The following is a 21,998-nucleotide window of genomic DNA, read 5'->3' as shown; positions in this document are numbered from 1 at the left end:
GCAGCCTATGTGCTGCTTTTTTCATATCACAAATCGCTATCTATCACGGTACGTGCTATAATAATGTCATTGTGGCCGCGTGCGCGGTCAAACTTAGACTTTTCACACTAAGTCGTTAACGTTAAAATAATAATGTAATAAAAAATGAAAGAGAGGCCAGAGAATTGGCAATTAGTAAAGAGCAAGTCAACCATGTTGCAAACCTCGCCCGGTTATCTTTTAATGATGAAGAATTAAGCCAATTTACTGATCAAATGAGCAAAATCACCGACATGTTTAACCAGTTACAGGAAGTTGATACCACTGGTGTTGAACCAATGACACACGTGGTTGATCTGGTTAACGTTGTGCGCGATGATGTGCCAGCAGCCGCTGATCCAGGAGAACGGACGGCGTTATTAAATAACGCACCTGATACTGAGGACGGCTATATCAAAGTTCCAGCAATTTTTAACCGTGGGGAGGATTCGGCTGAATGAACTTCTTTGACAATGATTTGACCACGATCCATAACCAGTTAGTGAACAAAGAATTAACCAGTTATGAATTAACTAAACAAACAATTGATGCTTTAAAAGCAACCGATCAAAAAATCGATGCTTTTTTGGCGTTAGATGAAGAAAATGCCTTAGCAACAGCTAAAGCAATCGATGAAAAAGGCATTGATGCCGCTAACCTGTTAGCCGGTATTCCAATCGCTATCAAGGATAACATCATGACGAAAGGCTTGCGGACAACTGCTGCCAGCAAGATTCTTGAAAACTTTACGCCGATTTATGACGCAACAGTCATGGAAAAAATCCACGCTAATGACATGGTCGTGATCGGGAAAACTAACCTTGACGAATTCGCCATGGGTGGCTCAACTGAAAATTCTGCCTTTAAGATCACTAAAAACCCATGGGACACAACTAAAGTTCCTGGTGGCTCATCTGGTGGCTCTGCAGCTGCTGTTTCCGCTGGTATGGTACCCTTTGCCTTAGGTTCTGATACGGGTGGCTCAATTCGCCAACCAGCTTCATTTACTGGGGTCGTGGGGATGAAACCAACTTACGGTCGTATTTCCCGCTGGGGCTTGATTGCTTTTGGTTCTAGTTTGGATCAAATTGGCCCATTCTCTCGTGGCGTTAAAGATAATGCTGCCTTGCTGAATATTTTAGTTGGTGAAGACAAACGGGATGCCACTTCCGTTAGCGGCCACGAAGCTGATTTCACGGCTAAAATCGATGCTGGCGTCAAAGGCTTGCGTATTGGCTTACCAAAGGAATATTTAGGTGAAGGCGTTCAGGCGGAAGTTAAGGAAGCAATTTTGGCTGCAGCTGATAAGTACCGTGAATTGGGTGCTACGGTGGACGAAGTTTCTTTGCCACATTCTAAATATGGCGTAGCTGCTTACTACATTATTTCTAGTTCTGAAGCTTCATCTAATTTACAACGTTTTGACGGTATCCGCTATGGTGTCCGTGCGCAAGACGCTAAGGATTTGAATGAGGTTTACGTGAACTCACGGACGCAAGGCTTCGGTCCTGAAGTTAAGCGGCGGATCATGTTAGGCATGTACTCACTATCTGCTGGTTATTACGATGCTTACTTCAAAAAAGCTGCCCAAGTACGGACATTGATGCGGCAAGATTTCGCTGATATTTTCAAGGATCATGATTTGATCTTAGGGCCAGTTGCACCAACGACTGCTTATGGTATCGGCGAAGATGTCACTGATCCATTGACCATGTATGCTGGCGACGTTTTGAGTGTGCCAGTGAACCTTGCTGGTCTTCCAGGCTTATCACTGCCTGCTGGTTTTGCTAACGGTTTACCGATTGGCATGCAGTTGATCGGCCCATCATTTGCTGAAGCTACCTTGTATCAAGCTGGATATGCATTTGAACAGGCAACTGATTTCCACAAACAAGTTCCAACGTTAGGGGGTAACGACTAGTGAACTTTGAAACGACTATCGGGCTTGAAGTCCATGTTGAATTAAAAACAAAATCAAAAATGTTTAGTCCATCGGCTAACGAATTTGGTGATACCCCTAACATGAACACTAATGTGATCGACTGGGGTTATCCAGGTGTATTGCCAAGCGTTAATAAAGGTGCTTTGGAGTATGGTATGCGTGCGGCTTTGGCATTAAATGCGACGATTGCTACAGAAAATCACTTTGATCGGAAAAACTATTTCTATCCTGATAATCCAAAAGCTTATCAGATCACACAGTTTGAACAACCAATCGGCCATGATGGCTGGGTTGAAGTTGAATTAAACAATGGCGATACCAAGAAAATTGGGATCGAAGAATTACATTTGGAAGAAGATGCTGGTAAAAATACCCACCGTGGCCAAAATTCTTACGTCGATCTAAACCGGCAAGGGACGCCATTGATTGAAATTGTCTCAAAGCCAGATATGGCTTCACCTGAAGAAGCTTACAAGTATTTGGAAACTTTGCGCCAAGTGATCCAGTTTAGCGGTGTATCTGACGTTAAAATGGAAGAAGGTTCTTTGCGGGTTGACGCCAATATTTCAATTCGGCCAGTTGGGCAAAAGGAATACGGCGTTAAAACCGAATTGAAGAACATCAACTCATTTAACTACTTACGTAAAGGTCTTGAATACGAAGAAAAACGCCAAGCACAGATTCTATTATCTGGTGGCACGATTCGTCAGGAAACACGTGGTTACAATGAAAATACAGGCGAAACTGTTTTGCAACGGGTCAAGGAAGGCTCCGATGATTATCGTTACTTCCCAGAACCAGATATTCCACCGATCCATATCAGCGATGAGTGGATCGCAGAAGTACGGCGTTCAATTCCAGAAATGCCAGCAGCACGGCGCCAACGTTATATCAATGACTTAGGTTTGAGTGCAGCTGATGCTACTGTTTTGACGCAGAGCTTGGAAATGGCTGATTTCTTTGAAGCAACGGTTGCGGCCGGCGCTGACGCTAAATTAGCCGCTAACTGGTTACAAGGTGAAGTTAGTGCTTATTTGAATGCTGAAAAGCTTGAATTAACGGCGACTAAATTAACTGCCGTCAATTTAGCGACGATGATCAACTTGATCACTGATGGCACGATCTCCTCGAAGATCGCCAAGAAAGTCTTCAAAGAAATTATCACTAATGGCACTGAACCTAAACAATGGGTCGAAGCGAAAGGATTAGTTCAATTATCTGATCCAGCTAAATTATTGCCGATCATCACTGAGATTTTGGACAATAATCAACAATCGATCGATGACTTCAAAAATGGTAAGGACCGTGCGATTGGTTTCTTAGTTGGGCAGATCATGAAGCAAACCCGCGGCCAGGCTAATCCAAAAGTCGTTAACCAATTATTGATCCAGGAATTAAAGCAACGGTAAAGGAGGGTTCCCATGCAGCAGCGGGCACGTATTATTTATAATCCTAAGGCTGGTCATGAGGGCCTGAAACAAAGCCTCGTCGATATTTTAGCAATTTTTGAACAGGCTGGTTATGAGACTAGCGCCTATGCCACCACGCCAGAACCACTTTCAGCACAGAATGAGGCTACGCGGGCAGCACAGGCTGGCTTTAATTTAGTCGTTGCCGCCGGTGGTGATGGCACGATCAACCAGGTCGTCAACGGTTTGGCTGGTTTAAAGCATCGGCCGAAAATGGCGATCATTCCTGCTGGTACCACTAACGACTATGCACGCGCACTAAAAATTCCTCGTGAAGATCCAGTTGAAGCAGCTAAAATTGTTTTGAAACGGAAAACGATCAAGATGGATATTGGCCGTGCCGATAAGGAATACTTCATGAATATCGCCGGCGGTGGTTTTTTGACTGAACTCACTTACGGAGTACCGTCGGAAACGAAGTCAATTTTTGGCTACCTTGCATATTTACTTGAAGGCGCCAAAATGTTACCGCAAATCAAGCCGGTGCCAATGCACCTGGTTTATGATGACGGTGAATTCCGCGGCGATGCCTCCATGTTCTTACTCGGTTTGACTAACTCGATCGGTGGCTTTGAAAAAGTAGCCCCAGACATTACCCTCGGCGATGGTCGTTTCTCATTGATCATTGTCAAAACGGCTAATTTGGCTGAGTTGGTACGCTTGATCGCATTGGCTATCAATGGCAAACATTTAAATGATCCACGAGTTATTTATGTTAAAACACACAAGCTAGTGGCTAAAACCACTAACGGCACAGAAATGAAAATTAATTTAGATGGCGAGTTTGGTGGTACGGCGCCAATGACGTTCACCAATCTCAAGCAACATTTAGAAATTTTTGCTGATGTTGATGCGATGCCGCAAACGGCATTGGCGGCAGAAGATGCTGCTGGCTTGCCGGAAACACCGGTAAAGCCAAAAACTGAGGCGGAGCATTAAATGTGTAGACTTGCTAAAAATACTGTTCTCCGTTAGAATAGAGAGCAGTATTTTTTTATGTTCGGTAACTGTGTTCCCAAGATACAGTTGGAACACTAAAGCACCTAATTGAGGAGACCAAAATGAAATTTATCGCACCAGTAACAAAAAATGAAGAGATCACTGCAACAATTATTGACCTGACTTATGAGGGCATGGGTGTTGCTAAAGTATCCGACTATCCATTGTTTATCGAAGATGCCTTACCTGGTGAAGAAGTAGAATTGGTTGTCACTAAGGTTGGCAAAAATTATGGCTACGCGCGCGTATTGAAACGGCATAATGACAGTCCTGACCGTGTGGAATTACCTAACAAGACTTATATGCAGTCCGGTATCGCACCGTTGGGTCATTTAAGTTATGCTGCACAATTGAAGTTTAAACAACAACAATTACGCAACGTCTATCAAAAAAATCATCTCGATATCGAAGTTTTACCAACCATTGGTATGGCTGATCCAAAAGGTTACCGTAATAAGGCGCAGATCCCAGTGCGCCAAGTCAACGGTCAACTAGAAACTGGATTTTACCGTAAACGTAGCCACCAATTGATTCCGCTGGAAGATTTCTATATCCAAGATCCTGAAATCGATCGTGCCATCGTGGTCGTTCGTGATCTTTTGCGGCAATATCACGTGCCCGCTTACGATGAAGCGCGCAATCGCGGTATCATGCGGAATATCATGGTGCGCCGTGGTCATTTTACTCACGAAATGATGATCGTCTTGATCACGCGGACCAAAGATATTCCCCAATTACAGAACATTATTAGCGGCATCGTTACTAAATTACCTAAAGTTGTCAGTATCATGCAAAGTGTGGTGCCTAAGCCAACTAACGTCGTGCTGGGCCGCACCGTTAAAAAGTTATACGGTAAAACATATATTCACGACCAAATTTTAGGTCACACGTTTGATGTTTCGGCGTTATCTTTTTATCAAGTGAACCCTTTGCAGACGGAAAGACTTTATCAAACTGCCATTGATGCTGCTCATTTAACCGGTAAAGAAACCGTGATCGATGCTTATTCTGGTATTGGTACGATTTCGTTGTCGTTAGCTAAACATGCCAAGTACGTCTATGGCGTTGAAGTTACCGAAGCTGCCGTCGCTGATGCTAAGCGTAATGCTAAGCACAATGGCATTCACAATGTGAAATTCCAATTAGGCCTAGCCGAAAAAGTGATGCAAGAATGGCGTGAAGAAGGTCTCGAAGCCGATGTATTGGTGGTTGATCCACCACGCAAAGGCTTAGCTAGTACCTTTGTTGAAGCCGTTGGCGTGATGAAACCCAAGCGGATCGTCTACGTTAGCTGCAATCCAGCAACGCTTGGCCGCGATATCGCCTTATTGCAAGAATTTGGTTATCATGCTGAAAAAACGCAGCCAGTTGATATGTTCCCATTAACGCAGCACATTGAATCAGTGACGGTATTAACATTGGACTAATTTAGGTAGATAAAATATCTAACTTTGTTGCGATTTAAATAGCTTGGTAAAAGTAAAGATTATGGCTAAATCAGTGTCACAAAGCACCTGACTTAGCTTTGCTGTGCGTTTATTTACTCCAATTGATAAGTATGGTTCGTAATAAAAAGTTTTTTAAAAACAAGTGGCAACAAGTTAATTCTATTTCATTAATATAGCACCAGTAAAATAGCGAAAGCTAATTTTACTGGTGCTATTTGTTTTGGCAATCATAAAGTTGAATTGTAAAGCATGTAACTAAATTTCCCCAAATTGCAAGAACAAATTAGCCACGCAATAAATCCCGGTAAGACAGTATTTTCATTGATATTCATATTTTAAAGATTCAATCTTTAGCCAGCGGCAGCGGAGAAAAGCTCTTTTGGGGTTTGGTAACCTGACTGCCGGCGTGGTAAGTTGTTTAGCTTGGCTTCCACTGCTTGGATATCACTAGGGCCTAAAGTATCCATGGACAGGCCCTTAGGCACATCACGACGGATCATTCGATTATGCGCCTCATTTGTGCCTCGTTCTGAAGAGCGGTAAGGGTGGGCATAATAAAGGTCGGCAACCCCGTCAAGCACCGTCCCCGCCGCTGCGAATTCTGCCCCGTTGTCAGCGGTAACGGACTTCATGATGTGTCCATATTCTTGGCAGATCTTAGCCAGTTCGTAGTTGACTGAATCGGCGTCACGGCCATCAATCAAACGCAGGATCTGACAGCGAGATTGGCGCTCGATCAGCGTTAGAATGACACTTTCTTGGCCGTTACGTTTACCGACTACGGTATCCAACTCAAAGTGACCGAACTCTTGGCGCTGATCAATACTTTTAGGTCGCTCTTCGATACTTCGTCCGGCCAGACGCTTATGCTTGGGTGAATGGTGGTGTTTGGTGCGGCGCCGGTTTTTTTCGAGCAGATCAAGATTACGGACTTCAAGTAGTTGCGCATCGATATAGTGGTATAACGTCTTGGTCGAAACCATCTCCTCAGGTTGATATAAGCCTTCAAGTTTAGCACGGCCCACCGCGGCATCAGGCGACCAACCGTCTTGGTGCAAATGGGCCGTAAAGTAGTGGATAAAGTCAGCGACACCAGCGAGTTTCAAAGGTCGATGACAGGACATTCGGTTAGCTTCGTATTTGGCCTGTGCCGCTTCTGGCGAGTACTCGCGGTGATATTGCCGTTGACCGTTCACTTTTTTAACTTGGTCGATCTCACCACGGCGTAGTTCATTACTGATTGTTTGATGACAAACGCCGATAACTCTAGCAATTGCGCGGTTAGAGTATCCTTGGCTGTGTAGCGTGGCGATTCTGCCGCGCTCAAATGAAGTTAGGTGGTGACCTTTTTCTCGGACTGTGGTATTCTGTTCTTGCATCAAGACAATAACCTCTTTCATTTTTGTGTTGGAACATCAATGATAACAGAGATTTGTCCAATGTCATTAAGTTAAGCTATTGACAAAAAAGAATAGGGCTTCAGCTACATCATTTATGTAGCTGAAGCCTTATTTTTTACTTTAAACTTGGTAAACTAAAAGGGGAAGGCACTAAACCTTCTCCTCCACAGGTCTAATTGTAACAATCCAATACCGATAAGGAGTGTGTCACTAATGTTAAACCCAACTAATAGTTTAAGCGTTCTGGACCAAATTATCAATGAAACAGTTAGCCATATTCATGATTACACTCATTCACCACAGGATTTTACGCGTAAACGGAAATTAACTGCTGGTACGATGATTAAAACGATGCTTAATATGCAGGGTAACAGCCTTAACATTGAGTTATTCAATGCTTTTCCTGGTATTGATGAACAAGTTTCAGCTTCTGCCTTTGAACAACAAAAAGGTAAGCTAAAACCCGACTGCTTCAAACATATTTTTCATCAATTCAGCCAGCAAATAGCTAACGCGCAACTGTTGGATCACCATTACCATGTATTAGCGATCGATGGCTCGGACTTTGATCTGCCTTGGAATCCTACTTCAAAGTACGTTTGTGATTTTTCAAAAAATAAGCCTTATTGTCAAATGCATGTTAATACTTTATACGACTTGTTAAATAAAAGCTATCAAGACTGTATTAGCCAACCCAAAACGGCAATGGACGAACGCGGCAGTGTTTTAGCCATGCTTGATCACCTACCAGACGATTCGATCGTGATGATGGACCGTGGCTACCCAAGCTTTAATCTAATTGAAAATCTAAACCGGCACCAGGGGTTGCATTATCTTATTCGAGCCAAGTTAGGCGGCAGTATCAAAGAAATTCAAAATTTGCCAGATGGTGAGTGTGATCAAGCAATCGCGTGCCGCGTGACCACTTCTAATCATTATTACGTTACGCATAAAAGTAGTGAAAACATTCATTGTATTCAACATTATTGGCACCAGTACCAACCATTTCGTTCCAAAAATACCAAAGATCGGCGGTGGGATTTTGGCGTCTTTTGTACCGTTAAATTCCGGGCTTGTAAATTTCAAATTGGGACAACAGCTGACGGTAAGCCAGCGTGGGAAGTCTTGATCACTAATCTTCCGGCAAAGCAGTTTCCATTACCACGAATGAAACGGTTATATCATTTGCGCTGGGGCATCGAAACCGCTTTTTCTAAGCTAAAATATGATCTTGGCGCCATTCAATTTCATTCCAAAAAAGACCAGTTTATTGAAATGGAACTTTACGCCAACTTAATCATGTACAATGTGGTTAGTGCAGCCGTTAATCAAGCTTACGTCGCGCAGACCGATCACCATCATTGGGACACCATTAATTTTAAACTGGCCACTAGGATCGTGCGGTATTATTACCGCAATAACCAGCAGGCAAAGTTTCAAGCGTTATTGATTCAGCTTGGCACCTACTTAGTCCCGATTCGCCCCGGGCGTAAAAATAAGCGGCGACTAAAACCTAAGCGTGCGGTTAGTTTTATTTATCGAGTCGCGTAAACTGACAACCTAATCTTGCGTCGCCCTTATTTTAGTGCGCTTTAAATTAGCTTTAAATTATAAAAACCACCCAATTAGCAATCATGAAATGACTAATCAGGTGGTTTTAAAATTAGCCGAGCGATTTCCTCAGGGACTAATAATTGTCAAGTCACTAACTTAATGACATTGCTAAAAATAGGTGCAGCGCTTATTTTATTGCTTGCTGTAAGGTAGTTAAAAATAGCTGGCTGACATTAGGCAATTGCCGATTTTTAGACCAAATTAGAATATTAGGGTCAATTAATTGTGGTGTTAATGGTCGGAAAACTAAGCCGCTATCAGGAGAAACATTGACTATATTTTCATAAGTTAAGGCAATGCAAGCACCAGTTTTAACTAACAAACTGGCATTGAAAATCAGGTTATAAGTACCGATGAAATTAAGTTGATCAAACAGACCTGCTGCCCATTCTTGAAAAATACCGCGTTGGATCGCTTGTTTAGAACTGAGTAAGGGGCGACCAATTAAATCACTAGGTTGAATCGTTTCCTTAAGCGCTAACTGTTCATCGGCGCGCATGATCACGCCCCATCGATTATCAACGGGTAAACGTAGTGTATTGTAATTATCTAGTTGACGGCGGCCCATGATGACGCCAAATTCTAAAATGCCACTATCTAATTTGTTTTGAATCGTATCAGCATCACCACTATGCAAATTAACATGAATTTCAGGGTATTGATGAATGATCTGTTGAGTGGTTTGCATGACCGTTTTGATGGCAATACTTTCGCCAGCACCAATATCTAATGTCCCACTGACTACCGCTTGTTTTTGTAAGTTATAAGTTGTTTTATCGACTAGACCGATAATCTCTTGTGCGCGTTCAAGCAAGTAGTGCCCTTCCTGAGTTAGACTAACTTGGCGGTGGCGTCGGTTGAATAAATGTACGCCCAATTCAGTTTCTAGATCGGTAATTTGGCGTGATAATGCGGGTTGTGAGACGTGGACTATTTGTGCTGCCCGAGAAAAATTCTGTTCTTGTGCAACAGCAACAAAATAATGTAAAACGCGAATATCCATAGCAAACCTCCAATAATATTTAACTATAATTAAAAGTTATCGATAATGGTGTTTAATAAGTATTTAACATTATAATAGTGAGTCTTTATACTAGAGTCAATTGTTAAGTGCGACTTAATTACTAATTTTTATGGTAACGTCTAAAGTTCCATGAAACCCAAGTTCAAAACCGGATGTTCAAGGGGGATGACGATTAATATATGGAATCACCGTTCACGGATGAATCGAACTTAATTCAGGTGTTGCTTCTCACTGGATCTTGCCTATTTTATGTGTTCTAGGGTACACAAATTAAGCCTTAGTTAGTCTGATTTTTCAGAATATCTAGGCTGCTGTTGGTAATTGAGACTGCGCTAGTTCAATTAGCGCCAGCCATTTGTCCGGCATTCGTTCAAACGGTTTGAGTTGTGGTAACTCAACAGGAATGCGGTAATGCAGTGCTTCATGAGGCCGCAAGAAGTTATAGGCCGCTGAATAAAGTGCCGTGTAACTCGCTGAACCTGTGGCAGAGCCAAAGCCGGTACTGGAACGATAATTTTCTTTGTAGGAACGATTCAAGCGCTCAATGGTTTGCTTTAAGAAGCGGTACTCACGACTGATCTCATCTTTGTTTTCAAGACCAACAACCTGGTGAATGCCAAACTTGATGCCCTGTTGTGCAAAATAGATCTGGGCAACTTGGTAGATCGGATTCGCGTCAACGACGAAGTTAAGCTTCTCAGGGATCTGAGGCATCTTTTGGAGGACTTGGTTGATCGCAATGACCGCTGATTCGGTTGTGCGATTAGGGGTCACGTAGTCGGCGAGAATGAGCTTACACTTGGCGTCGTAGAAGTAGAAGATATAGTGCCACTTGTCTTTCACGCGCACGTAAGTCTCGTCACCAACAATCTGATCGGACAGTGCGTAAGGATAATTCGCCCAGAAAGGCCGGACAACAGCGGCTACCGCCATTTCGTAGTTATGGATTGTCTGGTGTGAGATTTTAACGCCATGGATATCGTACATGATCGCCGCGGTTCGCCGCGCTGACAGACCATAGTTGATGTGATAGGTCAGCACCAAGCCCAGCACTTCAGGGCTGGCTTGAATCCGATCGAGGTCTACCGGTGCTTGGATCGGCGATTCTGGCGCAATGCCTTTAAGTTCAAAGTTGTAGGTTCGCCAAGTGTAGCGCACCTTGTGGGCAGTTGGATGGACGTTGAAGTCAGCGACTTCAGCCGGTGACATTGCGGCGATCGCACCAAGGCGAAAAGCGCACTTATCGTTGTAACAACACCAGACGTCGAACTTGGTCCGACGGTTGTGAATACTCAGGCGATTCTGGCAATAAGGACAACGTAAAGCGACCGTCTTATTCTTCTCGGCGTGACCATCTTGAAACTTGAACTGACAGACCTTGCACCGTAGCTGACCGCCAGCACCGTTATTGGCGTAAAGATAGTCCTGTGGTGCCGAGCACCGCGGACAGTCTTGCGCCGCAAAGCTGATTGGTTTACGCCGCCTGACTGGCAGTATCGGCTTACCGTTCTTTTCAAGCGACTCAGCGATCAACTGCTGGTAGTCGAGGGCTTCAGAACCGATATCAGCTTGAAGTAGTGGGACTTTCTCATCGACCTGAAATTGGTTAAAACGCTTGAATACCGGTTTATCAGCGCTTGGCAGCCGTGAATGATCAAAGATCTCAGCCAACTGAGCTAAAAGGATCAAAATAATTTGTCTTTGGAGCTTGATTATTAGAACTAAATAGGCTATTAATGGTGTATGCACTCGAATCCTTCTTTCTGGATTTTCTTGTTGTTCGCACACCAAGAATACCAGAAAAAGACGTTCGGGTGTTTTTTAATATTCGGAAATTAATAACAAAAACGAGGTACGTTTGACAGTACCATTTTTATAGAGGTGATGATGAAATGAAAATGGATCTGGGCACAGCTGCTTATGATTAAGTTGAAGCTGTTAATGCACGAAATCAACAGCTAGTACAAGCATTAAATACTGGGGCACATAGTCAAAGTGAAATTAACGCTTTAGTCAGTCAAATCACCAATGAACGGATCGATCCCACAACGGAGATTCGTTTGCCATTTTGGACTGATTTTGGACGCAACTTACACATTGGTAAACAAGTGTTTATCAATAGTGGTTCAATGTTTACCGATCTCGGTGGTATTTATATTGGTGATCACGTGCTGATTGGCCCTAACGTCACAATTGCATCGGTCAATCATCGTATAGAACCAGCCGAGCGGCGTAATCTAGAGTTACAACCAGTTTATATTCACGACAATGCTTGGTTAGGTGCCAACGTCACGGTGACGCCAGGAGTGACGATCGGTGTCAATGCGATCGTTGCTGCCGGTGCTGTCGTTACACGTAATGTTGCGGCTAATAGGGTTGTTGCAGGTGTGCCGGCTAGAATGATTAAAATAATTAAAGATAAGGAGCAAGATTAATATGAGTATGAAAGGTAAAGTGGTTGTGATCATGGGTGCTTCTAGTGGCATTGGTGCAGCCACTGCCAATTTATTAGCTAGTCAAGGCGCCAAACTTAGCCTAGCTGCTCGTCGTTTAGATCGTTTGACGGCAATTCAAGCACAAAATCCGACGGCTACGATCAAAGTATTTACAGCTGATGTAACTAAGGCAGCGGACGTTCAAGCAGTAATCACTGGTACATTGGCAGAATATGGGCGTATCGATGTTCTTTTCAATAACGCTGGCATCATGCCGGTCAACAATCTGAATCAAGGTGCCCAGCAAGAATGGCAACAGATGCTAGATATCAATGTTAATGGCGTTTTAAACGGCATTAATGCGGTATTACCAATAATGCGCAAACAAAAAAGTGGGCACATTATCACCACATCCTCTGTATTAGGCTATGAAGTTTTACCTGGTTATGCGGCTTATTCTGGCACCAAATACGCTGTGCGGGCGATCATGGAAGGATTGCGGCAAGAGGAGCGGCAAAATAATATTAAAACGACGGTTATTGCTCCGGGTTCTGTCAAAACAGAGTTGTTCAATTCAATCAATAATGCTGAAGTACGCACTGGTTTAGAAGCGGCAATGCAACAGCCTGGTGCGAATATGCTGGTCTTAGAGGCTGATGAGATTGCCCGGGCAGTCGCGTTTGTGATCAATACACCAGCTAATATGGCAGTCAATGAAATGGTTATTCGGCCAACTGGTCAAGAGGTTTAAAGCAACCGAATTGAGAAATGGGGAAAAAGTAATGAATCTATTTGCTGAAACCTACGAGTTAAGTAACGGGGTAAAAATACCGCGCTTGGCGCTTGGAACTTGGGAAATTGCGGATGATCAAGTTGGTACTGCAGTTCGCCAGGCGCTTGAAATCGGTTATCGACATATTGATACCGCACAAGCTTATGGTAATGAACGTGGTGTTGGTGAAGGTATCCGGACATCTGGTATTAAACGTGAACAAATTTTCGTTAATTCGAAGATTGCCGCTGAAATTAAAGATTATGCCACGGCCAAAAAGTCGATCGATGTGACTTTAAGCAAAATGGGCTTGGATTATTTAGATATGATGATCATTCACAATCCGCAACCTTGGGCAGAAGTTAACCAATCAGACGAGCGCCATTTTACCGGTAATTTAGAAACTTGGCGTGCGTTGGAAGCGGCTATGCAGGCTGGTAAATTACGGGCAATCGGCGTTTCTAGTTTTCAAAAGCCTGACCTCGATAATTTGATTGTCAATGGTACCACTAAACCAATGGTCAATCAGATTTTGGTTCACATCGGTGCGACACCGCAAACATTGATCGATTATTCTCGTGATAATGGCATCATCGTTGAAGCTTTTTCACCAATCGCCCATGGGTTAGCTTTGCAAAATGAGACGATCAAGCAGATGGCGGCCAAATATCAGGTCAGTATGGCGCAGCTTTCGATTCGCTATGCTTGGCAATTAGGAACGGTTGTTTTGCCGAAGACAACGAATCCGGCACATATGCAGGCTAATGCTGAGCTGAACTTTACGATCACTGAAGCTGATATGGCAGTTTTACATCAAGTTAAGCCATTAGACTACGGCGCTGCCAGCAGTTTCCCAGTTTTTGGTGGTAAATTGTAGTTAGTCGGTATAAAAAATACTCTACGATCATTAGGCTGGTTGGTCTAACGATTATAGGGTATTTTTTAGTTGTATTTTTTTAGGTCAAGCTTCCCGATGGCCGCTACCGGGAGTGTCTTGGCCTTTTTTGACTGTATAGGCCTTTGCACCGGTGCCAGCCAAATGACCGCCTTCCGCAATCAAATATTCTGGGCGAATGGGTTTATTCGCTAGAAAGTCTTCCAGAATTTCACGTGTTCCAGCGGCATAACGCGCCTGAGCTGAAAGTGTGGTGCCTGACATATGGGGTGTCATTGCCTCATATGGCATTGTGCGCCAAGGATGATCTGCTGGCGCCGGTTGTGGGTACCAGACATCGCCCGCATAACCAGCTAATTGACCAGATTTCAATGCTGCGACAATTGCGTCACGATCGACTAATTCACCGCGACTATCATTGACAATATAAGCGCCACGCTTCATTGAGCTGATCATATCAGTGTCGAACATATGATAGGTTTCACTATGCAATGGTGGACATAGGACCACGACGTCCATCTTTTGAGCTAATTCGTGCACATCTTTAATGTAAGTTGCACCTAATTCTTGTTCTAGTTCAGCAGATAATTGATGGCGCTTAGTGTAGAACAGTTTAACATCAAACGGTTTGAGCCGCTTAAGCACTGCTTGGCCAATTCGACCAGCACCAACGACACCAACGGTCATTCCTTCTAGGTCATAAGCATGTTCAACAATATCAGCGATGTTCCAGCCGCCAGAACGAATTACATCATGAGCAGGTACAAAGTTGCGGACTAACGCTAGAACCTGCATTACGTCGTGTTCAGCTACACTGATGCTATTGCTATAGGTGACTTCAGCAACCGTAATATTGTGTTCGTTAGCAGCGTTAAGATCTACATGATCAGAACCAATGCCGGCAGTGATCGCTAACTTTAATTTCTTAGCTTTAGCGATTCGTTCGGCAGTTAGATAAGCTGGCCAGAACGGTTGGGAAATCACAACATCGGCATCAGGTAGTTCACGTTCGAAAACAGAATCGGGACCTTCCTTATCCGAAGTTACGATCAATTCATGACCTTGCGCTTCAAGAAATTTGCGTAATCCCAGTTCGCCAGAAACACTACCTAATAGCTGTCCTGGTGTAAAGTCGATTGCACTTGGAGTAGGAACGGTGCTGCCATCGGGATAGTGCGTGATTTTAGGTACTGAATCGCGTGCATACTCGGTTGGGTAGCCATCAACTGGATCTGGATATAAAACACATAAAATTTTGGCCATTTGCCATCCTTCTTCCCTTAAAACTAAACTCATTATACTGCAGTTTTTAGAAAGCGCTTTATATTTTGATGTAAGAATGTCTGATTCGTTAGTTGGCCTAATATTGGTTGTGCAGTTGCCTTAATTGATTTTAAGTCTTGCAAATTTAGCGGTTCATACTGGTAATGATGCGGAGAAAATCATTTTTCAGGCAGCTAGCTATTTACTTTCAGAAAATGCTATTATATGATTTAGCTTGTTGTGATTATAATAAGAGAGATGGGATGGCTTAGTGACAGCGATTAAAAAGTATTTTCAGTTAGATGAGTTAAATACAACAGTCCGGCGGGAAATTTTAGCCGGTTTTACCACATTCATTTCAATGGCCTATATATTATTTGTTAATCCTAGCGTGCTTGGCGCTTCAGGGATGAATAAAGGGGCAGTATTTACGGCGACGGCTTTAGCCAGTGCACTAGGCTGCTTGCTGATGGGCATATTAGCTAAATACCCAATTGCCACGGCACCAGCGTTAGGGATCAATGCCTTTTTCGCTTATTCAGTGGTTATTGGAATGAAAGTACCGTGGCAAACGGCTTTAGCCGGTGTGTTCGTGGCTTCGTTGATTTTCATGGTGATCACGATCTTCAAACTGCGTGAGTTGATCATTGATGCGATTCCTAGTGATTTGAAATATGCGATTTCTAGTGGGATCGGCCTATTTATCGCGTTTCTGGGCCTAACCAACGGCGGCTTGATCGTCGCTAACAAATCGACGCTGATTGGCTTAGGCTCATTTACCGGCACCACTTGGTTGACCGTTTTTGGCTTGCTAGTAACTGCGATCTTAATGGTCAAAAAGGTACCCGGCGGTATCTTTATTGGGATGGTTTTATCAGTGATCTTAGGCTTGCTCACTGGTTTGATTCCAATGCCTAGTCACTGGATCGCCAGTGCACCTAGCTTGGCACCAACTTTTGGTGTTGGTGTCATGCATATTGGTGATATCAATACTATTCAGTTATGGGTCGTTGTCCTAACCTTCCTGTTGGTGACTTTCTTTGATACTGCGGGCACGTTAGTTGGGTTAGCCCAACAAGCTGGCTTTATGAAGGATAACAAAATGCCGCGGGTCGGCAAGGCTTTGATGTCTGATTCAACTGCTATGTTAGCTGGTTCAATCTTTGGGACTTCCCCAGTTGGCGCTTATGTCGAATCTTCAGCTGGGATCGCCGTTGGCGGTCGCTCAGGTTTGACGGCAGTCGTTACCGGTGTATTCTTCATTTTAGGCATGTTCTTCTCGCCATTGTTGGCGGTCGTCACTAACCAAGTTACCGCTCCAGCTTTGATTATTGTAGGTGTGCTGATGGCGCAATCGTTGAAGTACATTTCCTGGGATAAAATGGAAATTGCCATTCCGTCGTTTTTGATCGTGATCGGCATGCCGTTGACTTATAGCATCTCTGACGGGATTGCGCTTGGCTTCATCACGTATCCGATCACAATGATCGCTGCTAAGCACGGTAAAGAAGTGCATCCGCTGATGTACGTGCTGTTTTTTGTTTTCTTAGGGTTCATGTGGATCTTGAATATGGAATAGTGGCTTAATTTGATTAGTTCCAACTAAGTAGGTGTGACCATGAAGTGAACCCTTAAAGTTGGACATTTTTTAAACTGCTTGTTGAACGGCTAGTTTTCGGTATTTTACTGGAGACTGGCCGTTTAATTTTATCTTAATGCGACGATGATTGTAAAAATTAATCCACTCTGTCATTGCTTGAATCAAAGATTCTTTAGTATCAAAATCTTCGTCCATAACTTCAGCTTTCATGATATGGAAGAATGATTCCATGGCTGCACTATCAAGGTAAGTTGCCTTACGAGACATACTTTGATCCACTCTGTGTTTCTTTAGCACCTTTTGCCATACTCGGTTCTGATATTGAAACCTTGATCTGTGTGAATCGTCGTTCGGTAACCGAGCGTAGGTATTCGTGCCAGCGCCTCTTTTAGCGGTTTAACCGCAAAATCAAGGAGATGAACGGGATGAAAAAAATAACTGATGAACGGCTGATCGTGCGTAGTTTAAAAAATCTCCGGGTTGCTTTTCTGGTGGAAAATAGCTTTATCTTACTTGTATTAATGGTGCAACTTTTCAAAGGCACACCGTTTTTGCGTGTGTTTGCCTACAATAATATGCTGTTTTTGGCGTTGGTGGTTGGTTGTTGGACAACGCTTATTTTGTCAGTCCAGTCAGTGCGCCGATGGCAGATAAGGCTAAGGTCAAACCAAGTAAATTACTGGTAATTGGTTTACTGATCTTCGTATTTGCAGCGCTGTTTTTTATTTTCGTACTAGGGAGACGGTATTGGTTGATTGCGCTAGGTAGCGGATTAGTCGTTGCTGCGATTGTGACGGGGATCAATTTGCTCGCCAATCATTTTCGTGATAACGGCGAAGTATGAATTACTAATAAATGTTACCGCTTTCCAAAGCTGCTTGATTCATGCTAAACTGGGGCTACGTAAAAAGTCCTTTAAGGGGGTAATTGGATGAAAGTAATTGTGATCGGTGGCGTAGCAGGTGGGCCTTCATTTGCGACCCGCTTGCGCCGGCTGAATGAACAGACTGAAATTCTTTTGATCGAACGTGGCGACTATATTTCTTATGCGAGCTGTGCATTACCCTATTATTTAGGCGATGTGATCACGGATATGGATTCGTTGATCGAGCGAACGCCGGAGATCTTGAAGCAAAAAAACAACATTGATGTATTGGTACGACATGAAGTCACTAAAATTACTCCCGCTAGCAAAACCGTTACGGTCAAAAATTTGACGACCGGCGTAACTTTTCAGGAAAGTTATGATGTATTGGTACTTGCAATCGGCAGTCGGGCAAGTTTACCGCCGATCAAAGGCATCGAAACGGTGGCTAATGGTTGCGTTTTGCGCAATGTGACTGATGCGCTCACAATCAAGTCATTTATTGAACAGCAACAGCCACAAACGGCTACCGTTGTCGGTGCTGGTCCAGCAGGCTTGGAAATTGCGGAAAACCTGTGCCAGCGGGGGATAACGGTCACGGTGATCGATCAACTGCCGCAGGTAGCCTTTCCCTATGATCCTGAATTAGCTGAATTGATCGCAACACAGCTTACACAAAAGGGAATCAAATTAATTTTGCAGCAAACGATTGCTGAAATAAGTGCTGGTGGTAAAACACTGCATTTAGCGGACGGGACAAAGTTGGCAACCGACATGCTGATCTTTGCCACCGGGGTGCAGCCTAATAGTGAACTAGCAGCCGCTGCTGGTATTGACCTGGCGGCGGATCAGCATATCGTGGTGGATGAACGCTTAGCAACCAATCTCCCCGATATTTACGCAATCGGTGATGTGATCGAAACAACTAGTTATATTACCGGACTGTCAACACCAAGCATGTTATCCAGTGCAGCCAATCGCCAAGGCCATTTGCTTGCCGATATCATCAATGGGGCAGATTGGACTTATCGTGGCTTTATTGGGACTGGGATCGCTAAAATCTTTGATCTGACGGCTAGTTTTGTCGGTTACACCGAGCATATGCTTAAAGCGGCTGGTATCACGGATTATAAAACGATTTTGATCACGCCGTTTGATCATGCTCACTTTTATCCAGGTGCTAAACGACTGAATTTAAAGTTGATATTTGCAGCTAAAACAGGCAAAATTTTAGGCGCACAAGCCGTCGGTGAACGCGGCGTCGCTCAGCGGATCGGCGAGCTATCAACGGCGATCACCGGTAAATTATCAGTGTACGATCTGCCGGATCTCGAGTTACCGTACTCACCGCCATATTCAACGACCCGCGATCCCATCAATACAGCGGGTTATGTGGCGATCAATCAATTGGAACGTAAAGCTCTGACCATCAAAGCTGCAGCAATATCGGCTACTGAATTGGCGACAGCATTTTTCTTAGATATTCGTGAGGCTGACAAGCCGTCGGTCGGCACGATCAGCGCCACTAAAAATATTCCGTTAAGCCAATTGCGTGATCGGCTAGATGAAATTCCGACTGATCGACCAGTTTATATCACCTTCCGCAAAGGCCTCAACCCGTATAATGCGGCACGGATTTTGGCGGGAAATGGGATTAAGGCAATTTTGATTGAGGAATAAATCGGCACGGTGGTTTATTTTGCCACTGCTTTAGAATCAAGATCAATTTAATGGTCTTGATTCTTTTAATATAACTGGAAAAGCAGCCATTAACGTTTGATCACGCTAATGGCTGCTTTTTAATTTAAACATTGGTTGTTTAATGATAACGTTCAGCTAAAAATTCATAAAGTGGTGTTTCAAATGGGGTGTAAGCCATTGCGTCAGCAAAATTTCCACTGAACATGGCGTCGTCGTTATTTGAAGCTAACTTCAATGGCCACGTTGGATCAAACAATAATTGTTGCCCCACAGCGACTAATTCAGCGTCATTTAACACACTAGCAACATCAGCGCGGGTGCGGACACCACCGACGCCAACTAATGGGATTTTACCTTGAATTGCTTCATGAACGTAAGCTAATAGCGATTTGTCTTGATAATCGTTACCACGCGCTACGCGGTCGTAGCTATTCAATGACAAATGTAGGTAATCTAATTTAGTTTCCCGTAATTTCGTCAATAGCCACAATATGTCAGCAAAACGAATCCCTGGCGTTTCGAATTCTTCAGGTGAGAAACGATAACCAACAATAAATGGTTTGGTTGCATACTTCTTGACTGCATTAAAAACAGAATCTAAAAGTTCGGCGATAAATGTATAGCGCTGTTCACGATCACCACCATATTTGTCAGTCCGACGGTTAGAATGTGGAGAGAAGAACTGTTGAATCAAATAAGTATTCGCACCGTGTAATTCAACGCCATTGAAACCCGCTTGAATCGCCCGCCGCGTGGCCTCACCGAAAACAGTGATCGTCGCGTGAATCTCAGCTGTTGTCATTGCCCGTGGTGTTTCTGCATCTGGCCGTTCTGCAGCAATTGCACTTGCCGAAACTGGTTGAACACCAGATAAAGTCGCTGCGTTCGTCATCCGGCCACCATGAAAAATTTGTATGATAGCTTTAGCACCTTTGGCTTGAATCGCGCTAGCCAATTGCGCTAATTCAGGCAATTTTTTATCGTCAGCAATACTTAACTCACCAGGCCAACCCTTGCCGCCAGCTTCAATGTTAGCCGCACCGGTGATTACAGCACCTAAGCCGGCAGCACGTTCAGCATAATAGTTGATCTCATTTTGCGTAATCGTTCCATTAAAGAAACTCTGGCGCGTCGTCATCGGTGACATCATTAACCGATTTTTTAGCGTGACCCCAGAAGGTAAAGTTAAAGCTTGATCAAAAGAACTCATAAAACGGCCTCCATACAAATTAAATTAGCTTACGAAAAGTAAGCCGATAAGCTTAAGATACGCCGATCAAAAATTAATGTCAAACCGAGTGTGTACATTGATTTTAATTCGTACATAACGGGAATTCATCGATTGCGGTATCAATTTATTATTTAAGTTAGAGTTAAGCTATTACTGTTAAACTAACTAGACTGATCATATTAAACCGTGTTTTTTACCAGGTGTGGTAGAATAAAAGTCCCGAATTGTCAAATCAAGTGCAACACTTGCTAAACTTCACTTATAAGTGGTCTAGGTGGTGGTCATGCGAGTAGCTGCTCAGCCATGAATTCATTGGCTGATTTATAACCAAATAGTTTACGTGGCCGTTGGTTAAGTGCCGCGGTCGCTTGCTTAATATGATCATCACTGAAATGGGTAATTGATTGACCTTTAGGGATAAATTCTCTTAGTAGCCCATTAAGCTGTTCGTTACTGCCCCGTTCTGACGGCGTATAAGGATGAGCAAAATATAGGTTGGTCCCAGTGACCTCACTCAGCGCAGAAAATTCTGCACCATTATCAAAAGTGAGTGACTTAACCACCTCAGCATCAAGTTTATTCACAAACTGTTGAACTGCAGCCTTACAGGTTTCAGCCTGATAGTTGGGGATTCTGATCACGACTTCGTAGCGCGTCATTCGTTCAGTTAGGGTGAGCAGTGCCGGTTGATCGCTGGTTCGCTTGCCTTTGACTAAATCACCTTCCCAATGACCAAATTCAGAACGATCATTAGCCGCTACTGGTCGCTGTTCAATTGAAGTCCCCAAGATCTTTTTATTTTGGCGTACACGACCCGTACGGTGCTTTTGGTGACGTTTGACCTGTTGTGGTAAATCGATATTGGCGACAGCTAGTAACCCACGATCAATGTAACGATAAACAGTGGGTGTTGCGGGGCAATATTCAGCTGGATGGTGACGTTTATAAGCACCGACAAAGCTATCTACACTGTGCACCCGGAACTTAGCTTTAAGCGCAGTGGTCAATTGGTTAAAGAATTCCGGATTATGTTCGAGTAGACTTTTGCGATGGCAATTTAAACGGCGTTGTTCGTATTGAATTTGACCGCTATCGGCAAAATAACGCTGGGTATAAACGCCATAACTGGACATTTGCGTCACGGTGCCGCGCTTGATTTCACGGCTGATCGTGCTGGGATCGCGGGCTAATCTTTTAGCAATCGCCCTGATCGAATAATGATCTTCATAAAGACTCTGGATTTGGCCACGCTCCTCACTTGATAGTTGCTTATAAGATTTTTTGATGGTATCTTTAGATTGGGTCATGAAGTCCGTCCTAAC

General features: G+C 43.7%; 18 protein-coding genes and 1 pseudogene. 12 read left to right on the top strand and 7 right to left on the bottom strand.

Annotated elements, in window-relative coordinates; translation table 11 throughout:
* The first annotated feature begins 164 nt into the window (after positions 1-164).
* The 5 genes from gatC (at position 165) to rlmD (ending at position 5,855) form a co-directional block, all read left to right on the top strand.
* Positions 165-479 carry an Asp-tRNA(Asn)/Glu-tRNA(Gln) amidotransferase subunit GatC gene (gatC, locus tag LC20001_RS12445; protein ID WP_010010822.1) on the top strand — a complete coding sequence of 105 codons (315 nt, stop codon included), beginning with the start codon at positions 165-167 and terminating at the stop codon, positions 477-479.
* Positions 476-1,939: an Asp-tRNA(Asn)/Glu-tRNA(Gln) amidotransferase subunit GatA gene (gene gatA / locus LC20001_RS12440; protein ID WP_010010821.1), complete on the top strand. Its 1,464-nt coding sequence runs from the start codon at positions 476-478 to the stop codon at positions 1,937-1,939. The genes gatC and gatA overlap by 4 nt, the downstream gene beginning before the upstream one ends.
* Entirely contained in the window at positions 1,939-3,369 is a 1,431-nt protein-coding gene (gene gatB / locus LC20001_RS12435) for an Asp-tRNA(Asn)/Glu-tRNA(Gln) amidotransferase subunit GatB (RefSeq protein WP_010010820.1), read from the top strand. The genes gatA and gatB overlap by 1 nt, the downstream gene beginning before the upstream one ends.
* A gap of 12 nt (positions 3,370-3,381) precedes the next feature.
* Positions 3,382-4,368: a diacylglycerol kinase gene (locus LC20001_RS12430; RefSeq protein ID WP_003680215.1), complete on the top strand. Its 987-nt coding sequence runs from the start codon at positions 3,382-3,384 to the stop codon at positions 4,366-4,368.
* Positions 4,369-4,490: 122 nt separating this feature from the next.
* The gene (gene rlmD / locus LC20001_RS12425) at positions 4,491-5,855 is read left to right on the top strand and encodes a 23S rRNA (uracil(1939)-C(5))-methyltransferase RlmD (protein ID WP_003680217.1); all 1,365 of its coding nucleotides are present in this window, start codon (positions 4,491-4,493) and stop codon (positions 5,853-5,855) included.
* Positions 5,856-6,226: 371 nt separating this feature from the next.
* On the opposite strand, the gene LC20001_RS12420 is transcribed toward rlmD, so the two are convergent.
* The gene (locus tag LC20001_RS12420) at positions 6,227-7,255 is read right to left on the bottom strand and encodes an IS30 family transposase (RefSeq protein WP_164512712.1); all 1,029 of its coding nucleotides are present in this window, start codon (positions 7,253-7,255) and stop codon (positions 6,227-6,229) included.
* Between the two features lie 234 nt (positions 7,256-7,489).
* Between LC20001_RS12420 and LC20001_RS12415 the strand changes: the two genes are divergently transcribed.
* Positions 7,490-8,827, top strand: coding sequence for an IS4 family transposase (locus LC20001_RS12415; RefSeq protein ID WP_099267168.1), 1,338 nt, complete (start codon positions 7,490-7,492; stop codon positions 8,825-8,827).
* A gap of 190 nt (positions 8,828-9,017) precedes the next feature.
* Here the strand turns inward: LC20001_RS12415 and LC20001_RS12410 are convergent, their stop codons facing one another.
* Both LC20001_RS12410 and LC20001_RS12405 read right to left on the bottom strand, forming a co-directional pair.
* Positions 9,018-9,893, bottom strand: coding sequence for a LysR family transcriptional regulator (locus tag LC20001_RS12410; protein ID WP_003678974.1), 876 nt, complete (start codon positions 9,891-9,893; stop codon positions 9,018-9,020).
* Positions 9,894-10,217: 324 nt separating this feature from the next.
* Entirely contained in the window at positions 10,218-11,663 is a 1,446-nt protein-coding gene (locus LC20001_RS12405) for a DDE-type integrase/transposase/recombinase (protein ID WP_169925066.1), read from the bottom strand.
* 143 nt (positions 11,664-11,806) lie between these two features.
* Here LC20001_RS12405 and LC20001_RS12400 point away from each other — a divergent pair.
* From LC20001_RS12400 to LC20001_RS12390, 3 genes and pseudogenes are all read left to right on the top strand, one after another.
* Positions 11,807-12,349 (top strand): annotated as a pseudogene (locus LC20001_RS12400) (DapH/DapD/GlmU-related protein).
* A gap of 1 nt (position 12,350) precedes the next feature.
* Entirely contained in the window at positions 12,351-13,100 is a 750-nt protein-coding gene (locus LC20001_RS12395) for an SDR family oxidoreductase (RefSeq protein ID WP_010009638.1), read from the top strand.
* 31 nt (positions 13,101-13,131) lie between these two features.
* The gene (locus tag LC20001_RS12390) at positions 13,132-13,998 is read left to right on the top strand and encodes an aldo/keto reductase (RefSeq protein ID WP_010009637.1); all 867 of its coding nucleotides are present in this window, start codon (positions 13,132-13,134) and stop codon (positions 13,996-13,998) included.
* 84 nt (positions 13,999-14,082) lie between these two features.
* On the opposite strand, the gene LC20001_RS12385 is transcribed toward LC20001_RS12390, so the two are convergent.
* On the bottom strand, positions 14,083-15,279 hold the full coding sequence (locus LC20001_RS12385; protein WP_010009636.1) for an NAD-dependent formate dehydrogenase: 1,197 nt from the start codon (positions 15,277-15,279) through the stop codon (positions 14,083-14,085).
* A gap of 271 nt (positions 15,280-15,550) precedes the next feature.
* Between LC20001_RS12385 and LC20001_RS12380 the strand changes: the two genes are divergently transcribed.
* Positions 15,551-16,858 (top strand): NCS2 family permease, encoded by a 1,308-nt coding sequence (locus LC20001_RS12380; RefSeq protein WP_010009634.1) that lies wholly within the window; start codon positions 15,551-15,553, stop codon positions 16,856-16,858.
* A gap of 69 nt (positions 16,859-16,927) precedes the next feature.
* On the opposite strand, the gene LC20001_RS12375 is transcribed toward LC20001_RS12380, so the two are convergent.
* Positions 16,928-17,146, bottom strand: a complete 219-nt coding sequence (locus tag LC20001_RS12375) for an IS3 family transposase (RefSeq protein WP_010009632.1) — start codon at positions 17,144-17,146, stop codon at positions 16,928-16,930.
* A gap of 337 nt (positions 17,147-17,483) precedes the next feature.
* Between LC20001_RS12375 and LC20001_RS12370 the strand changes: the two genes are divergently transcribed.
* Entirely contained in the window at positions 17,484-17,723 is a 240-nt protein-coding gene (locus LC20001_RS12370) for a hypothetical protein (RefSeq protein ID WP_010009630.1), read from the top strand.
* 87 nt (positions 17,724-17,810) lie between these two features.
* The gene (locus LC20001_RS12365; protein ID WP_010009629.1) at positions 17,811-19,424 is read left to right on the top strand and encodes an FAD-dependent oxidoreductase; all 1,614 of its coding nucleotides are present in this window, start codon (positions 17,811-17,813) and stop codon (positions 19,422-19,424) included.
* A gap of 139 nt (positions 19,425-19,563) precedes the next feature.
* Here the strand turns inward: LC20001_RS12365 and LC20001_RS12360 are convergent, their stop codons facing one another.
* Together LC20001_RS12360 and LC20001_RS12355 are read right to left on the bottom strand one after the other, a co-directional pair.
* Positions 19,564-20,655 carry an NADH-dependent flavin oxidoreductase gene (locus LC20001_RS12360; protein WP_056943328.1) on the bottom strand — a complete coding sequence of 364 codons (1,092 nt, stop codon included), beginning with the start codon at positions 20,653-20,655 and terminating at the stop codon, positions 19,564-19,566.
* A gap of 302 nt (positions 20,656-20,957) precedes the next feature.
* Positions 20,958-21,983, bottom strand: coding sequence for an IS30 family transposase (locus LC20001_RS12355; protein ID WP_056943364.1), 1,026 nt, complete (start codon positions 21,981-21,983; stop codon positions 20,958-20,960).
* Between the last annotated feature and the right edge of the window lie 15 nt (positions 21,984-21,998).

It is taken from the genome of Loigolactobacillus coryniformis subsp. coryniformis KCTC 3167 = DSM 20001 (genome assembly GCF_002706425.1).
In the GTDB taxonomy this organism is placed as follows: domain Bacteria; phylum Bacillota; class Bacilli; order Lactobacillales; family Lactobacillaceae; genus Loigolactobacillus; species Loigolactobacillus coryniformis.
This window is presented reverse-complemented; position numbering and strand designations above follow the sequence as displayed.

Coding starts and splice junctions, on each gene's coding strand:
- LC20001_RS12385 (WP_010009636.1), bottom strand. CDS start 15,279: ATGGCCAAAATTTTATGTGTTTTATATCCAGATCCAGTTGATGGCTAC.
- LC20001_RS12365 (WP_010009629.1), top strand. CDS start 17,811: ATGAAAGTAATTGTGATCGGTGGCGTAGCAGGTGGGCCTTCATTTGCG.
- LC20001_RS12355 (WP_056943364.1), bottom strand. CDS start 21,983: ATGACCCAATCTAAAGATACCATCAAAAAATCTTATAAGCAACTATCA.
- rlmD (WP_003680217.1), top strand. CDS start 4,491: ATGAAATTTATCGCACCAGTAACAAAAAATGAAGAGATCACTGCAACA.
- LC20001_RS12395 (WP_010009638.1), top strand. CDS start 12,351: ATGAGTATGAAAGGTAAAGTGGTTGTGATCATGGGTGCTTCTAGTGGC.
- LC20001_RS12410 (WP_003678974.1), bottom strand. CDS start 9,893: ATGGATATTCGCGTTTTACATTATTTTGTTGCTGTTGCACAAGAACAG.
- LC20001_RS12415 (WP_099267168.1), top strand. CDS start 7,490: ATGTTAAACCCAACTAATAGTTTAAGCGTTCTGGACCAAATTATCAAT.
- LC20001_RS12420 (WP_164512712.1), bottom strand. CDS start 7,255: ATGCAAGAACAGAATACCACAGTCCGAGAAAAAGGTCACCACCTAACT.
- LC20001_RS12375 (WP_010009632.1), bottom strand. CDS start 17,146: ATGTCTCGTAAGGCAACTTACCTTGATAGTGCAGCCATGGAATCATTC.
- LC20001_RS12390 (WP_010009637.1), top strand. CDS start 13,132: ATGAATCTATTTGCTGAAACCTACGAGTTAAGTAACGGGGTAAAAATA.
- LC20001_RS12360 (WP_056943328.1), bottom strand. CDS start 20,655: ATGAGTTCTTTTGATCAAGCTTTAACTTTACCTTCTGGGGTCACGCTA.
- LC20001_RS12430 (WP_003680215.1), top strand. CDS start 3,382: ATGCAGCAGCGGGCACGTATTATTTATAATCCTAAGGCTGGTCATGAG.
- gatA (WP_010010821.1), top strand. CDS start 476: ATGAACTTCTTTGACAATGATTTGACCACGATCCATAACCAGTTAGTG.